Genomic DNA, 14317 nt, shown 5'->3' on the forward strand with positions numbered 1-14317 from the left:
CGCCAGCTTAGGGAGCGCTGATTCGCAGCATCATTGCACCTGCAACCGGCGCAACTCGCCGCCCTCTTGTTTCAAGCGTTCCAGGTACGCCGCAGCGTCCAACAACTGATAGGGAAAATAAAGCCCTGCCGACGTCACCGGCTGACCATCCAACCCAAGCAGGCGTTCAAGAAGCATGGCGACGCTAAGGCCGGTCAGCGGCGCCGTGCCCGCCGGGTGAACGACGGCGTGACGGGTGCGCAGCGGTTCGCCTTTCAGGTCCGCGCCGGCAAGCTCGATGATGATTTCGGTGGACATCGGTTGTCCTTGTCGCCGACTGGAGCTCACCCCGATGCCAATGTTGAACTGGACATTGGCCGCGCCCGTCGCAGCCGCCAGGCCGGCGACATCAATGGATGAGAAGCCGCCGGCGTCGATTGACGTACCGTCCACGGCTTGGAACTGCGTATTGGAATGTTCGCCTTCACGCCATACGAACATCCCGTCGCGCCTTGTCAGCGCTGCGGGGAGCATCTTGTTGAGGTGTTCGAAATCGCTGGCGACGGTCGGCCCGCCAGTGTCCTGCTCATCGACCAGCGCATCGATGCGGATATCATTGATCCGGCCAAATTCCCGGGCCACGCTCAACGTCGCCGCCGTCGTTGCGCCGGCCATCCATTCGTAACCCAGAACAATGGGCGAGGCGCCTGGCGCATGCATGTACATTGCGATTTCGGGGGCGATCTCGAAGACCCCGGAAGATATGCTCAGGTGCGGCACCCCGCGCTTTTGCGCATAGCGCAATCCGGCGAGGGCGTGGTCCATGTAGAAAACCACCACGGCGCTGACCGGACGATCGCCGAGGCCCAGGTCGTCTGCGCTGGAATCGATCACCACGGCCTGCGCCCCGGCCATCTGCGCTGCGACCCGTTGGGCCTTCGCAAGGTCCCGCCCACCAATCAGCAGCGGCACGTCTGGATAAGCGGCGCGTAGCGCTCGGGCTGTGTGGTGGCCGATTGCGCCGGAACCGCCCATGAACAAGATAGGATTGAGTGACATTGTTTGTTCTCCTTGTTTCCGGGTTAACCTACTATTAGTAGGTAACCTAGCACACCATCACCGACAGTTACCTACCATTGGTAGGTTTTTTTGAATTGGAAGCGACAACGTGCAAAAAGAAATCGAGCCGACCCCTGTCAGCGCTCCGTCCCGCAGGCTTTCCAAAGCCGAACGGCGACGCCAGCTACTGGACACTGCCTTGTTGATCGTGCGCGAGGAAAACGCCGACCGACTGACCCTGGGCCACCTGGCCGTCCGCGCCGGGGTGTCCAAGCCCGTCGTCTATGATCATTTCGGGACACGCTCGGGGCTGTTGATCGAGCTCTACAAGTGGATCGATACCGAGCGGGTCAACGCGTTCCGGGACGCGATGTCCAGCACCACCCTAAGCCTTGAGCAAACCGCCCAGGCTCTGGCCAGCGCCTACATCCAGTGCGCGGCGGACCATACCGACGAGTTTCACGCGGTGGGCGCGGCCTTGGCCGGCAGTGACGAAAAGGTGGCGTTCCAGGAATTGCTCGACAATTGCGTAAAGATGTTCATGGCCGTTCTCAAGCCCCACGCCCGTCTGGCAGAAGCCGAACTTGAGCGGTGCTGCATCGGCCTGGTTGGCGCGGGAGAAGCGCTCTCCGGCGCCTTGGTTAGGGGGCGACATGGCGAGGACGAAGTGATCGAAGCGTTCACGGCATTGATACAGGGCGTTCTGAAGCCGATGTCCTCGCAGCCTCAGGGGCCTGCTGATTAGGTCGGTGTGACGCGTCCGCCGTTCATACCTGTTGCTCAAGCAGGGCGAGGGTTTTGCGATCCGGCTCGCCGGAATAGAACTGGTCGAGCGCCTGTTGATACAAAGGAGAGCCCGACTGGGCGCTGACGAACAGCGTAAGACAGGAACGAAACTTCATATCATCGGGCGAGCCGAATATGCGCTCGGCGCTGACGTCGCTGTGTTGCAACACCGCTTCAACAGAGCCCCCCAGTCGCGGACCGAGCACATCGTGTTGCAGATACGCGCGGGCCTCGGCAAGGCCGGAAATGGCGAAGCGACTGGCCATTTCGGAACGGCCAAGCCCGCGCAATTGCGGGAATATGAACCACATCCAGTGGCTCGTCTTACGGCCCGCACGCAACTCATCCATGACGCGACTGAATACCGGGTGTTGCGCGTCAACGAAACGGGCCAGATTGTATGGGTCGTGCATGTTTGATGCTCCTCCAACGGGAGCGACTTGATCTGTCGCCCCCACAAAGCCGGATTCAAGCGCTCTGCTCTTGCTTCAGCCGCTTGAGCAACGCATGGGCGGCCGCTTGCGATGAGGCCGGATTCTGGCCGGTGATCAGGTGCCCATCCTCCACCACATGACTCGCCCAGTCCGCTCCCTTGGAGTATTGGGCGCCTTTGGCCTTGAGCATGTCCTCCACCAAAAACGGCACCACTTGCGTCAGGCCCACCGCCTCTTCTTCGGAGTTGGTGAATCCGGTGACTTTTTTACCTTTCACCACAGGCTCGCCATCCGGTGCGTTGACATCCTTGAACACCCCAGGCGCATGGCAGACCGCGGCGATGGGTTTGTTCGATGCATAAAAGGCTTCGATGAGGGTCTTGGAGTCGGTGTCTTCGGCGAGATCCCACAGGGGGCCGTGGCCGCCAGGATAGAACACCGCATCGAAATCATAGGGATCGACCTCGCCCAGGGGCACGGTATCGGCCAGTGCCGCTTGGGCGCTGGTATCCGTGGCGAAGCGCCGCGTGGCGTCGGTCTGGGCTTGTTCCTCATCGCTCTTGGGGTCCAGAGGGGGCTGCCCGCCCTTCGGGGACGCCAGCGTCACCGCGGCGTTGGCGTCGATGAACACGTAATAAGGGGCCGCGAATTCTTCCAGCCAGAAACCGGTCTTCTTGCCGGTGTCGCCCAACTGATCATGAGATGTAAGTACCATCAAAATTTTCATGTACACCTTTCCTCCGATCGGTAATGGGCGAAATGCATCCGCCCTGCATTATTGTCAGAGGCTGCATCGCAGTAGACGTTCAAGTCGTTAGCGCCACGCCGCGATGCAAATGCACAGGCGTCATGTCCTGGCCGAAATGGCCGCCAGGCGCAGTTCCCTTGATGCGGCGTAATCCGCCTGTCGCCCCAGTTGCCAGCCCAGGTAACCCCACAGTAACGCGCAACACGCACCCACCATTGCCGCCACCCCTGCCCCTTGGCCCAGTTGGTCGAGCAGGCTCTTGGCCCAGCCGCTCATGGCGTCGCCGGCGCGATAGACCACGGTGTCGATGAAATTCTTGGCCGTGTATTTACTTTCAGCATCCAGCGGTGCGAAGAGCATCTCCCGGCCCGGCCGCACGAATGCGTATTCGCCGATGCGTCGCACAATCATCAGGGTCGCCAGCAGCGCAAACCCAGGCGCCAGGGCCAGGCCCAGGAAGCCGATGCACATCAGCAACGGGACGATAGCCAGCAACGCGCGCACGCCAAGCTTCGGTGCGATTCTGCCGGTGATGAATAGCTGGGACAGCAACGCACCGGCCTGCACGATGATGTCGATGGTGCTGAAGATGCGAACTTGCGAGGCGCGGTCCGGATAGTGTTCGGCCACCAGACGCGCTTGCTCGAAATAGAGAAACGTACTGACCGTCGCCAACAACACCACGAAACCGGCGATGCCCAACAAGTAAGGCGAGCGAAGCACGGCAACCATCCCACTCAACGGATTGCCGGCCAACGGCTGTCGGGGGCTTTGCGTGGGCGCAGCACCGGGCCGCCCCGCCCCACCTTCTTCACGCCAGTTCATCAAGGTCCGTTTCAACACCAGCGTCGCACCGAGCAACACCGCCGCCAACAGCATCAAGCCTGACGCACCCACGATGTCGATAAGCAAAGCGCTCAGGGCCGGCCCCAACAGGCCGCCGACACTGGCGCCGGCGGCGATGAACGCGAACAAGCGCTTGGCCTGCTCGCTGTCGAATACATCCGCCATCAAGCTCCAGGCCACCGACACGACGAACAGGTTGTAAACCGATATCCAGACATAAAACACCCGGGCCAGCCAGACGCTGTCCGGTTGGAATTGAAAGAACTCGACGAACATCAACAGGTTAATGCCGAAAAAGCCGTAGACCCAGTCGATCAGACGCAATCGCGGCACCCGGGAACTGAGCCAGGCGAACAGCGGAACGGCCGCGAGCATGACCAGGAAGGTCGCGGTAAACAGCCATTGCAAGTTCTCGACGCCTGCTGCAATGCCCATCGATTCGCGGATCGGACGCAGCATGAAGTAACCGGTAAACAGGCAAAGAAACAGCAGGAACCCGCACAGCGCCGGACGCAGCTCGCCGTCGCGGGCGTTGAGGGCGAGACTCAGCCGATGCAAGTAGGAAGTCGTACTCATGAAAACTCCAGAGGGAGGCGGCAGCAGGCTAGAGAGCAGGCGCGAGACGGACATTCGCGCCATGACCGGTTCAGCGATAGGTAACGCCGGTCAGACGTTCGGAGGCGGCCCAGAGCCGTTCGGCGTCCGCTTCGTTGGTCGCGGCTGGCGGTGTCTTGGCGAACCCCAGCGGGCCGCGTTTTTCCTCATCGCCCGTCGGGCCGTAGTAGGCACCGCCAACGGCCTGCTCGGCGGTGGCCCCGTAGAGCGTGGGCAGCGCACCTTGCGCCGCGGAATGGTACGCATCGCGGTCCTTCGCCCAGCGCTGGCCGAACACGCTATTGACGCCCGGGCCGCGGGCGATCAGTTCGGTGACGGCCACGCCGGGATGGGCGGCAATGCTGCGGATACCCCATTTTTGCGCGTCACTACGCCGTTGTAATTCGAACGACCACTGGAGCACAGCCAGTTTTGACTGGGCATAGGCTGCATAAGGGTCGTATTTCTCCTCGGACTGCAAGTCATCGAGATTCACCGCGCCGCGCGTGGCCGCGATGCTGGAAAGGCTTACCACTCGCGCGTCGTCGCTTTGGCGCAGAAGCGGAACCAGCAGGCCAGTCAGCGCGAAGTGCCCCAGGTAATTGGTCGCCAGCTGAAGCTCAAAGCCATCGGCGGAGGTGCCCCGCTCCGGCGGCGCCATGATGGCGGCGTTGTTGATCAGCACGTCGAGGCGCGGCAATCGCTGGTTGAGCCGCTCGGCCAGGCCGCGCACCGATGACAGGTTGGCCAGGTCGACGGGCTCGAACTGCAACTTGGCGTCGGGTACGGCCTGGCGGATACGCTTGATGGCCTCCGCGCCCCGCTCCGGGTTACGCGCCGCGATAATCACTTCGGCGCCGGCGCGCGCCAACGCCAGCGCATCTTCGTAGCCCATGCCGCTGGTGCCGCCGGTCACCAGCACGATCCGGCCCTTCTGGGAGGGCATGTCACGGGCCGACCAGTCGGGTTTCGGCGCGGCACGATCCGATGCTTCAAGACTCATCGCACTGAGGAGCGCGACGCCGGCCGTCAACGTACGGGCCAGCCTCATGAGCTTGCTGATGTTGTATGAAAAGCCAACGGCGGGGGTGATCGTTCTATTCCACATGATTGAGTTCCTTGATTGGGTGGCAACCGGCGCGACCGGACTTACTGAATGGCGCAGGCGTCAGTCTGCTGAAGGAAACTGACGTGCCGGATCTGTCCTTGGGTGTCTACATAGGTCATCTTTGCCTGCGCGACCTCGCATACGGCTGATTTCGGCTCCTCGATACGCAGGGCTTGGGCAACGTCCAGCGGCATGCCGTATTCATAAGCCGGAATATGGGTTTGCTCTTTGGCAAACAGAGGCGAACCGCTCAACGTGATCACTGCCAGCAGACTTGCGACCGACAAGGTTTGAATGTTCATGGTGGACTCCACTGTCCTGACCGGGATGGTGGTTGAACTTTAAGAGCGGGACGCTGACGTCAAGGTGACCGGTGCCTGTCAGGAACATGTCAAACGCCAATGCGATGGCGGTGCTTCAGCTAATGGAAATACTGAATGTGCAAACGTCTTCGCGAGCCTGCTCGCGATGGCGGTGCTTCAGTTGATGAAGATGCTGAATGTGCCGGCGTCTTCGCGAGCAGGCTCGCTCCCACAGGGGTTGGGTTGCCCTTGGGATTCATGTCAGCCGCAAATCCGGTGTGGGAGCGAGCCTGCTCGCGATGGCGGTGCTTCAGTTGAGGAAGATGCTGAATGTGCCGGCATCTTCGCGAGCAGGCTCGCTCCCACAGGGGGGGGTTGTGTTGCCCTCGGGATTCAAGTCAGCCGCAGATCCAATGTGGGAGCGAGCCTGCTCGCGATGGCGGTGCTTCAGTTGATGAAGATGCTGAATGTGCCGGCGTCTTCGCGAGCAAGCTCGCTCCCACAGGGGGTTGTGTTGCCCTTGGGATTCAAGTCAGCCGCAAATCCGGTGTGGGAGCGAGCCTGCTCGCGATGGCGGTGCTTCAGTTGATGAAGATGCTGAATGTGCCGGCGTCTTCGCGAGCAAGCTCGCTCCCGCAGGGGGGGTGTGTTGCCCTCGGGATTCAAGTCACCCGCAGATCCAATGTGGCAGCGAGCCTGCTCGCGATGGCGGTGCTTCAGTTGATGAAGATGCTGAATGTGCCGGCGTCTTCGCGAGCAAGCTCGCTCCCACGGGGTTTGTGTTGCCCTCAAGATTCAAGTCACCCGCAGATCCAATGTGGGAGCGAGCCTGCTCGCGATGGCGGTGCTTCAGTTGATGAAGATGCTGAATGTGCCGGCGTCTTCGCGAGCAGGCTCGCTCCCACAGGGGGGTGTGTTGCCCTTGGGATTCAAGTCAGCCGCAAATCCGGTGTGGGAGCGAGCCTGCTCGCGATGGCGGTGCTTCAGTTGATGAAGATGCTGAATGTGCCGGCATCTTCGCGAGCAGGCTCGCTCCCACAGGGGGGTTGGGTTGCCCTTGGGATTCAAGTCAGCCGCGAATCCAGTGTGGGAGCGAGCCTGCTCGCGATGGCGGTGCTTCAATGAGGAAGATACTGAATGTGCCGGCATCTTCGCGAGCAGGCTCGCTCCCACAGGGGTTGGGTTGCCCTTGGGATTCAAGTCAGCCGCAAATCCGGTGTGGGAGCCAGCCTGCTTGCGATGGCGGTGCTTCAGTTGATGAAGATGCTGAATGTGCCGGCGTCTTCGCGAGCAGGCTCGCTCCCACAGGGAGTTGTGTTGCCCTTGGGATTCAAGTCAGCCGCAGATCCAATGTGGGAGCGAGCTTGCTCGCGATGGCTGTATCACGGGCAACGGGGACTGAAGGCGGACTAACGCGCTGCCTGGCTTGTCAACGAGAACCCGAAGGTATTGAGCCCGTCCTTGCTGTGGGCGAACACGCGACCGCCGTGCATGGAGGCCACCGCCCGTACGATGGAAAGCCCCAAGCCATGATGCGCGTCACTGCGGGCCCGGGCGGCGTCGGCCCGGTAGAAGCGCTCGAACAGACGCTGCAGATGAACGTTATCAATCGGCTCGCCAGCATTGGACACGCTCACCTCGGCCTGCATGCCATGGCTGACCAGGCTTACCGTGATCGTGCTGGTCGGTACCGCGTATCGCGCAGCATTCTGGATCAGGTTGGCCAGGGAACGGTGGAACAGACGTCGGTCGATGCACACCCGCATGTCGCCTTGAATCACCACGCTCAACTGCTTGTCGTGCAAGACCGGCTCCAGGTAGTCCACTGTCTTGGACGCCTCTTCATAGAGCGAGACATCGCTCAGCTCCGTGGCTCGCTGCCCGCTTTCGGCACCCGCCAGGAACAGCATGTCATTGACGATGGTGCCCATCCGCTCCAGCTCTTCGAGGTTCGATTGCAGCAGGTCTTGAAGCTCATTCACGTCCCGGCCGTGGGCCAGGGCGACCTGGGTCTGGCCGATCAGGTTGGTCAAGGGCGTGCGCAATTCATGGGCGACATTGGCATTGAACCCTTCGAGCTGGCACCAGGCGGCCTCCTGGCGAGCCAGGGCGCCGTTGAACGACACAGCCAGCTCCTGCAACTCACCAGGCAACGCCTCGGTGTCCAGCCGTTGCTTGGAATCCCCCGGCGGCAGGCTGTTGGCCTGGCGGCTCAGGCGCCGGACCGGTCCCAGGCCAAAACGCGCGATCCAATACCCCAGCAGCGCGACCAGCACGACACCCAACGCGGACGTTACGATCAACGTCTTGGTGAAATTATTCAGGGTCTTCATGAACGGCGTCGAATCGAGCCCCACGATAAAACGCACCTCCGGCCGGCTGCCCATGGCCGCGATGGTTTCGATCATCAGCACCATGGGGCGATCCCGGTCAGGGATGGCGACCGTGGAAAACCCATCCGGACGCTTTGACCAATCCTGGCCGTCCGGCATCGCCCCGCCATAGCTGTAGGCCGGGTTATCGACCAGGACCCAGTAACGCACGCGCTCATCGGTGGGTGTCAGGCCGTCGAGCTTTTGCCGCAGCCCCACCCAGAATTCCGGTGAATCATATTTCGCGAGCACCGGATCGAGAACCGAATGCCGCAGGATAAGCTCGTTCTGCATCTGGTCTTCGAGCGATTGCTTCAAGGAACAGCGCAGCAGCGTTGCGCTGACCGCGGTGATAAGCATGACCGCGAGGGCAAACATCAGGGCGAGCCGCTTGGAGATCGATCCTTTCATCACACCATCCCAACGTGCCTGTCGTCCGCTTCACGACTTTCCAATACATAGCCCATTCCGCGCACGGTATGCAGCAATTTGCGTGGATATGGCGCATCCACCTTGGCGCGCACACGCTTGATCGCGACCTCCACCACGTTGGCATCGCTGTCGAAATTCATGTCCCAGACCTGCTCGGCAATCATCAATTTGGAAAGAATCTCCCCCTGGTGTCGCGCCAGCAGGCTCAACAGGCAGAACTCCTTTGCCGTGAGGTCCAGCCGCAAACCGGCCCGGGTGACCTTGCGGGCTTGCAGGTCGACCTCCAGGTCGTCGATGCGCAGATGCGTGGGATCGGCCGCGTCATCGGCGCGACGGCGGATCAACGCCTGGACGCGCGCCACCAGCTCGGCAAACGAAAAGGGCTTGCCCAAGTAGTCATCAGCGCCCTCGCGCAATCCCCGGACGCGATCATCCACCGTGCCCCTGGCCGACAACATGATCACCGGGGTTTTCTTGTGCAGGCGCAGGCCCTGCAACACGGCATAGCCGTCCTTGCCCGGCAACATGACATCGAGGATGACCACGTCGTACTCAAGCTCCAGGGCGTAGTGCAAGCCATCGATGCCGTTCGTCGCGACATCGACAATGTAGCCGAGCTCGCTCAAGCCGCGGTGGACATAGGAGGAGGTTTTTTCTTCGTCCTCGACGATCAGCAAGCGCATCTGGTGACTCCTCTACGAAAGCGGGGCAACCAGAAGAGTCTAGACGCAGAAGGTGTCCGGAGGCTGACGGCTTGCTGACATTCTTGTCAGAAAGCCCCCCCCGCGAACCCAGACCCTACCAAAGCGCGACGTCATAAGTGACGTAGACACGGTTGCTATCGCGTCCCCGTGAAAAGTCGGAGCGATAGACATAGTTACGCAATTTGACACCCAACCCCTTCAACTTACCTTGCTGCACAATGTAAGCGACTTCGGCGTCGCGCTCCCACTCGTTCACGACGCTGTTGGATTTGCCATCGGCGCCACTGAGGTAGCGGCTGGAAAACGTCAGGCCGGGCACGCCTAGGCGAGCGAAATCGTAGCCGTAGCCGAGCATCCAGGTCTTTTCATCTTCCTCGATGAACTTGCCGATCCCAACGTTGCTGAAGGAATAGACCGTGGCGCCGCTGATGTATGGCAAGCCCCCTTCCCCGCTGAGCTTCTGGTAACCGGCACTGAACGTGTGGCCGAGGGCAACGTACGACAGCGAGCCGCTGAACATGTCATTGTCGACTTTACCGCCATGGGCCAAGCCCGAATCGGCACTGTTGAAGTAGCGCAGGTCGCTGGTGAGCACGCCGGGACCGAGCTGTAGGTCATGTTGGACACCGGCGAAGTTCTGCCGGTAGAAGTTTTCCAGTTCGCCATAGAAATAGCTCAAGCGAATGTTCTTTCCCAGCTTGTAGTCGGCGCCGGCATAAATGAAGTCGCCTGACTCGTTGCCACTGTAGCCGTCGGGCACGATCGGCATGCTGTCGCTTGAATCGCGCAGTTTGAATCGTTCCAGCCGCCCACCCGTCAGGGTGAGGTTGTCGATGTCGTTGCTGCTGACCTGCCCCCCCTGATAGGTCTGGGGCAGCAGCCTCGCGTCGTTGTAGATCAGTACTGGGTTCTTGGGCAGCAGCGTGCCGTATTTGAACGTGGTTTTCGCCAGTCGGGCCTTGGCGGTCATCCCCGCGCTGGCGAACTCTTCAGCGGCACGACCGTCGTCATGGACCGGTAGCAAGCCAGTGCCGCTACGACCGGGCCCCGAATCAAGCCTGAATCCGAGCAGGCCCAGGGCATCGACGCCGAAACCGACCGTGCCTGACGTGTAGCCTGACTGATAATCCAACAGCAAGCCCTGAGCCCATTCGGTGCGCTCGCTTTTGGCGGTCCGCGCCGCTCGCGCACTCATGCCATGTTCATCGCGAAAGTTCTCGTTGAAGTAAACATTGCGCAACTGCAATTTGAGCTTGCTGTCGTCGACGAATCCCTCTGCACTGGCGTTGGCCAACGGCAGCAGACCAAGAATCGGAAACAGAACCCCGCGAATCAGGTAAATACTCATGTCGAGTGTCTCGTTGTTGTTATTTGGCGCGCAGGCCGGCGCACTCCCCATGCGGGGAGCGTCAGGCAAGGACTAAAGGGTGTCGGGTGAATCAGGAGAACAGCGTCAGCGCCCCGGTCAGAAGCGCCAACGCCGTTATTACGATTGAGGTGAGCACCGCCCATTTGATGGTGGCTTTCTGGAAATCGCCCAGGTCGCGATCGACCATGCCCACCAGCAACAAGGTCGAGGCCACCAATGGGCTCATCAGGTGCACCGGCTGACCGAGGATGGACGCCCGAGCTATTTCGACCGGGTGAATCCCGTAGGCGGCAGCGGCGTTAGCCAGGATAGGCACGACCCCAAAGTAATAGGCATCGTTGGACAATACGAACGTCAGCGGCATGCTGGTAATTGCCACCACCAGGGGGAACAAATGGCCCCAGGAAGGCGGAATCCAGTCGACCAGCGTTTGCGCCAGGGCATCGACCATTTTTGTTCCGGAGAAAATTCCGGCGAAAATACCCGCCGCGAACACCAGCAGGACCACGGTCATGGCGTTACCCGAGTGGGCGAGAATGCGCTCTTTCTGGATGTCCAGCTGCGGATAGTTGATCACCAGCGCCAGGACGAAACCGATCAGGAACAGAATCGCCGAGTGCATGAGGCCCATCACCAGCGCGACCATGACTGCGACGACCAACAGCAAATTGACATAGGCCAGTTTCGGACGCTTGTGCGGCGTGTCCTCCAGGATGGCCTTGATATAGCAATCGCCACCTCCGCTCTGTAGTTGAATGTTGCCGATACGCTTGCGCTCGGCACGACCCAGCAGGAACGCGGTGAACACCACCCACATCGCGCCACCGATCATAGTCGGCAACAAAGGCACGAAGTACTCGCCGGCATCCAGGCCGAGTGCCGCGATGGCCCGGGTCGCCGGCCCGCCCCAAGGCGTCATGCCGCTCATGATGCTCAGCGAAAGCATCGCGACGGTCGCCAGGATCATCGGATTCATGCCGATGCGCTTGTACAGTGGCAGCATCGCGGCGCAGGTAATCATGTAGGTCGTCGTGCCGTCACCGTCCAGTGCAACGAGAAGCGACAGCAGTGCGGTGCCCACGGCGATTTTCATCGGATCGCCATTGACCCGCTTGAGGATCTTGCGGATCAGCGGGTCGAACAGGCCCGCGTCGATCATCAGACCGAAAAAAAGAATCGCGAACAACAGCAGTGCCGCCGACGGTGCAACCATCTTCAGCCCATCCAGCATCATCTTGCCAGTGGTCCCACCGAAGCCGCCGATCACCGCGAAGACTATCGGCACGATCGTCAGGGCGACGATCGGCGACAGCCGTTTGGTCATTATCAGAAAGGTGAAGACCACCACCATGGCCAAGCCAAGTAAAGCGAGCATAAGTCAGTTCTCTTGTTGTTATGAGTCGCTGATGCAATGACAAAGTCTGCCCGGGTCATCCGGCCAGGCGCTGGGGAACCGTGGCGTAGACAAAACCTGAAAAAAGCCTGCGGGCGGTACGGACCACCGAGGCGCGGATGGTCTCACCCTTTTCGCCGGTGTAGGACAACACGACATCGATACCGCCACTGGGGTGCTCGATGCGCACCCGTTGAAGGCGTGGTTCGCTGACGCCGCCAAGCAGGTTGGCCGCGACACTGCCGTCGGTCACGCAGGCCGTCGCCAGCCCGATGGAACCGGTAATCGCCAAGGCGCGATGACAGCTATGCGGCATGAAGTAGCGCACCTGGATCGTCCCGCCACACGTGGCCGTCGAGACCAGCACTGGCTTGGGAATCACTTTGTCGCTGACGTCGCCCAGGCCCATCGCCAAGCCGGCCTTCAAACGCAAGGACTCCAAACGCTGCAAGAACGCCGTATCGCCATCAAGCTCGGCGGGGCTTTCGTCGCCACGCTTGCCGAGCTGGCCGGCCTCGACAATCAGCATCGGCATGGCCATGTCGATGCAAGTCACCGGGATGCCATCGATCAAGTCGACGGATTGCCCCGTGGGGAAGAGTTTTCCGGTCTTGCTGCCGGCTGCGTCGAGAAAGGTCAGTTGCACTGGAGCGGCCGTGCCCGGCACACCGTCGATGGCAGTGTCGCCTTCGTAGCTGACCTTGCCCTTCGGTGTCTGGACCTCGGCATTGACGAAGGTTCCGGTATTGAGGTTGCGGATCCGCACGCGGGTCAGGTCGCCTGTGGCCTTGACCAGCCCTTGCTCAATGGCGAACGGGCCGACGGCACAGAGCATGTTGCCGCAGTTGGGTGCAGTGTCGACCCGGCGCTGGGAAACCATGACCTGGACAAACAGGTAATCCACGTCGGCTTCAGGGTGCAGCGATGGGCTGACGATCGCCACCTTGCTGGTTTGTGGACTACCACCCCCGATGCCGTCGATCTCCAGCTCATGGCCAGAACCCATCAGGTTGAGCAGCAACTCGTCACGTTCGGGAATCGTTGCCGGCAAATCCCAGGCGAGAAAAACCGGACCTTTGGAAGTGCCGCCGCGCATGAGTACACAAGGAATTCGTTGCATGACCACTAACTCTTGTTGATCAATCTGGATAATTGATGCTCTGTGCACAAGAGTGGCAGGGTTTAAAAAGTGTTTCCAATGCAAATATCGGAGTTATTATTGCGTTTCACAAAAGAATTATTTTGGCGTTCTTTGGAACCTGGTAGCGAGAAAAATTGATGGAATATGAACTTCAGGACATCCGATCTTTCGTTAAGATCGCCGAACTTGGCAGTTTCCATGAAGCCGCCGATGCACTGCACCTATCCCAGCCCGCCCTCAGCCGACGGATGAAAAAGCTTGAGGAAGGATTAGGCACCGCCTTGCTCGACCGCACGACGCGAAAGGTCAGCCTGACCAGCGTTGGGCGTGATTTCCTGCCTAAGGCGCGGCGCTTGTTGGATGATTTTGACGATTCCATTCTCAATATCCGCGAATTGGCCGAGCGGCAGATCGGCCGAGTCACCTTGGCCTGCATCCCGACGGCGGCGTTCTATTTTCTGCCCTCGGTGATCCGGCTTTATAACGAACGCTACCCGAAGATCCGCATACGTCTGCTCGATCTCAGTGCCAACGAAGGATTGGAGGCTGTACTGCGTGGCGAAGCAGACTTCGGCATCAACATGATGAGTGGCCAGCACCCGGACATCGAGTTCGTGCCCCTGGTCAACGAGCCCTTTGTGCTGGCCTGCCGACGAGACCATGAGCTCGCTGGCCGCAGTGCGGTCACCTGGTCGGAGCTCAGCGACTATCGGCTGATCGGTGTCGGTCGCTTGAGTGGCAACCGCATGCTGCTTGACCACGCCTTGTCAGGCCTGAGCTGGCGTCCGCAGTGGTTCTACGAAGTGCAGCACCTGTCCACATCCTTGGGCTTGGTCGAGGCTGGCCTCGGCGTGTCGGCGATGCCCAGCCTGGCGATGCCGGCGGTCGATCATCCGACGCTGGTCAGCGTACCGCTGATCGAGCCGGTGGTGAATCGGTCGCTGGGCCTGGTTTATCGACGCGGTGCCTCCCTTTCCCCCGCTGCGGAAAAATTTGTCTCGATCCTGCTGGAGCAGTGGCCACAGTAGAGGCCAACGCTATGCACCGGCC

13 protein-coding genes are annotated in these 14317 nt (G+C 60.6%); 2 read left to right on the forward strand and 11 right to left on the reverse strand.

Annotation, left to right across the window (positions count from 1 at the left end; all coding sequences use genetic code 11):
- Positions 1–30: 30 nt before the first annotated feature.
- Positions 31–1038 carry an NAD(P)-dependent oxidoreductase gene (locus tag J3P76_RS12895; RefSeq protein WP_434700807.1) on the reverse strand — a complete coding sequence of 336 codons (1008 nt, stop codon included), beginning with the start codon at positions 1036–1038 and terminating at the stop codon, positions 31–33.
- A gap of 109 nt (positions 1039–1147) precedes the next feature.
- Between J3P76_RS12895 and J3P76_RS12900 the strand changes: the two genes are divergently transcribed.
- Entirely contained in the window at positions 1148–1783 is a 636-nt protein-coding gene (locus J3P76_RS12900) for a TetR/AcrR family transcriptional regulator (protein WP_434700808.1), read from the forward strand.
- Between the two features lie 22 nt (positions 1784–1805).
- On the opposite strand, the gene J3P76_RS12905 is transcribed toward J3P76_RS12900, so the two are convergent.
- From J3P76_RS12905 to J3P76_RS12950, 10 genes are all read right to left on the reverse strand, one after another.
- On the reverse strand, positions 1806–2237 hold the full coding sequence (locus tag J3P76_RS12905) for a DUF1810 domain-containing protein (protein ID WP_434700809.1): 432 nt from the start codon (positions 2235–2237) through the stop codon (positions 1806–1808).
- 55 nt (positions 2238–2292) lie between these two features.
- Positions 2293–2985 carry a type 1 glutamine amidotransferase domain-containing protein gene (locus tag J3P76_RS12910; RefSeq protein ID WP_434611422.1) on the reverse strand — a complete coding sequence of 231 codons (693 nt, stop codon included), beginning with the start codon at positions 2983–2985 and terminating at the stop codon, positions 2293–2295.
- 120 nt (positions 2986–3105) lie between these two features.
- Positions 3106–4428 carry an NTP/NDP exchange transporter gene (locus J3P76_RS12915; protein WP_434700810.1) on the reverse strand — a complete coding sequence of 441 codons (1323 nt, stop codon included), beginning with the start codon at positions 4426–4428 and terminating at the stop codon, positions 3106–3108.
- Between the two features lie 70 nt (positions 4429–4498).
- On the reverse strand, positions 4499–5554 hold the full coding sequence (locus tag J3P76_RS12920; protein ID WP_434611418.1) for an oxidoreductase: 1056 nt from the start codon (positions 5552–5554) through the stop codon (positions 4499–4501).
- 41 nt (positions 5555–5595) lie between these two features.
- Positions 5596–5856, reverse strand: a complete 261-nt coding sequence (locus J3P76_RS12925; protein WP_434700811.1) for a DUF2790 domain-containing protein — start codon at positions 5854–5856, stop codon at positions 5596–5598.
- Between the two features lie 1409 nt (positions 5857–7265).
- The gene (locus tag J3P76_RS12930; protein WP_420763974.1) at positions 7266–8639 is read right to left on the reverse strand and encodes a heavy metal sensor histidine kinase; all 1374 of its coding nucleotides are present in this window, start codon (positions 8637–8639) and stop codon (positions 7266–7268) included.
- Entirely contained in the window at positions 8639–9343 is a 705-nt protein-coding gene (locus J3P76_RS12935; RefSeq protein WP_420763975.1) for a heavy metal response regulator transcription factor, read from the reverse strand. The genes J3P76_RS12930 and J3P76_RS12935 overlap by 1 nt, the downstream gene beginning before the upstream one ends.
- A 115-nt stretch (positions 9344–9458) precedes the next feature.
- Positions 9459–10712 carry an OprD family porin gene (locus J3P76_RS12940; protein WP_434611413.1) on the reverse strand — a complete coding sequence of 418 codons (1254 nt, stop codon included), beginning with the start codon at positions 10710–10712 and terminating at the stop codon, positions 9459–9461.
- 91 nt (positions 10713–10803) lie between these two features.
- Positions 10804–12108 (reverse strand): CitMHS family transporter, encoded by a 1305-nt coding sequence (locus tag J3P76_RS12945; protein ID WP_420763976.1) that lies wholly within the window; start codon positions 12106–12108, stop codon positions 10804–10806.
- A gap of 55 nt (positions 12109–12163) precedes the next feature.
- On the reverse strand, positions 12164–13246 hold the full coding sequence (locus J3P76_RS12950) for a 4-oxalomesaconate tautomerase (RefSeq protein WP_434674857.1): 1083 nt from the start codon (positions 13244–13246) through the stop codon (positions 12164–12166).
- A 158-nt stretch (positions 13247–13404) separates the two neighbouring features.
- On the opposite strand from J3P76_RS12950, the gene J3P76_RS12955 reads away from it, so the two are divergent.
- Entirely contained in the window at positions 13405–14295 is an 891-nt protein-coding gene (locus tag J3P76_RS12955; protein WP_039588554.1) for a LysR family transcriptional regulator, read from the forward strand.
- The last annotated feature ends 22 nt before the right edge of the window (positions 14296–14317 follow it).

The organism is Pseudomonas sp. D1-36, from assembly GCF_051132205.1.
Classification (GTDB): domain Bacteria; phylum Pseudomonadota; class Gammaproteobacteria; order Pseudomonadales; family Pseudomonadaceae; genus Aquipseudomonas.

Excerpts from the sequence above, each read along its gene's own strand:
- J3P76_RS12915 (WP_434700810.1), bottom strand. The coding sequence starts at position 4,428 with ATGAGTACGACTTCCTACTTGCATCGGCTGAGTCTCGCCCTCAACGCC.
- J3P76_RS12895 (WP_434700807.1), bottom strand. The coding sequence starts at position 1,038 with ATGTCACTCAATCCTATCTTGTTCATGGGCGGTTCCGGCGCAATCGGC.
- J3P76_RS12930 (WP_420763974.1), bottom strand. The coding sequence starts at position 8,639 with ATGAAAGGATCGATCTCCAAGCGGCTCGCCCTGATGTTTGCCCTCGCG.
- J3P76_RS12945 (WP_420763976.1), bottom strand. The coding sequence starts at position 12,108 with ATGCTCGCTTTACTTGGCTTGGCCATGGTGGTGGTCTTCACCTTTCTG.
- J3P76_RS12910 (WP_434611422.1), bottom strand. The coding sequence starts at position 2,985 with ATGAAAATTTTGATGGTACTTACATCTCATGATCAGTTGGGCGACACC.
- J3P76_RS12905 (WP_434700809.1), bottom strand. The coding sequence starts at position 2,237 with ATGCACGACCCATACAATCTGGCCCGTTTCGTTGACGCGCAACACCCG.
- J3P76_RS12920 (WP_434611418.1), bottom strand. The coding sequence starts at position 5,554 with ATGTGGAATAGAACGATCACCCCCGCCGTTGGCTTTTCATACAACATC.
- J3P76_RS12940 (WP_434611413.1), bottom strand. The coding sequence starts at position 10,712 with ATGAGTATTTACCTGATTCGCGGGGTTCTGTTTCCGATTCTTGGTCTG.
- J3P76_RS12935 (WP_420763975.1), bottom strand. The coding sequence starts at position 9,343 with ATGCGCTTGCTGATCGTCGAGGACGAAGAAAAAACCTCCTCCTATGTC.
- J3P76_RS12955 (WP_039588554.1), top strand. The coding sequence starts at position 13,405 with ATGGAATATGAACTTCAGGACATCCGATCTTTCGTTAAGATCGCCGAA.
- J3P76_RS12950 (WP_434674857.1), bottom strand. The coding sequence starts at position 13,246 with ATGCAACGAATTCCTTGTGTACTCATGCGCGGCGGCACTTCCAAAGGT.
- J3P76_RS12925 (WP_434700811.1), bottom strand. The coding sequence starts at position 5,856 with ATGAACATTCAAACCTTGTCGGTCGCAAGTCTGCTGGCAGTGATCACG.